This window comes from Aureibaculum marinum (genome assembly GCF_003813905.1).
GTDB classification, from domain to species: Bacteria; Bacteroidota; Bacteroidia; order Flavobacteriales; family Flavobacteriaceae; genus Aureibaculum; species Aureibaculum marinum.
The window spans coordinates 1-557 of sequence record NZ_RPFJ01000092.1; the positions used below are offsets into that span (position 1 = coordinate 1).

Genomic DNA, 557 nt, shown 5'->3' on the forward strand with positions numbered 1-557 from the left:
AAGGAAAATATTATTTTGGAATATCAAAAAAAGATTTAGAAAAAAAGAAATTTGATGATATTAAAATGTCTTTTCAAATATAAAATACTGCGTACAACAAAGAACTGAGCTAAAAACCAAGCCTTTTCTTCATTAAATTTTGACAATAGTTTTCTTGTATTGTTGAATTAGAATAAATCTCCTACGGTCGATTTTATTTCCAATGCAACAAGCAATAATTATCACCATATTTTTTAGTTATTTAGTTTTAATACTGAAATATGGCTCGCATCATAAGGGTTTCCCGATTTTGCAATAGCAAAAGCTTGTTTCAATAACTTATTAGAAACAGCTATTAAAGCTAATTTTTTACTCTTGCCCTTGTTTACAATTCGTTCATAGATTTCTCTACACCCTTTGTTATGCTTACAAGCCGTAAAAGAACATAAAAACAAAAGGTTACGTAGTTTTCTGTTACCTACTTTACTAATTCTGCTCCTACCTCTTACACTGCTGCCAGACTCTCTTATTGTGGGGGTAATCCCAACATAACTACATAATTGTGATCCTGTTTCAAA

At 30.0% G+C, this 557-nt stretch carries 1 protein-coding gene; it reads right to left on the reverse strand.

Annotated elements, in window-relative coordinates:
- Positions 1-233: 233 nt before the first annotated feature.
- The coding region (locus EGM88_RS15045) for a transposase (protein ID WP_148084099.1) at positions 234-557 on the reverse strand (324 nt) is incomplete at its 5' end.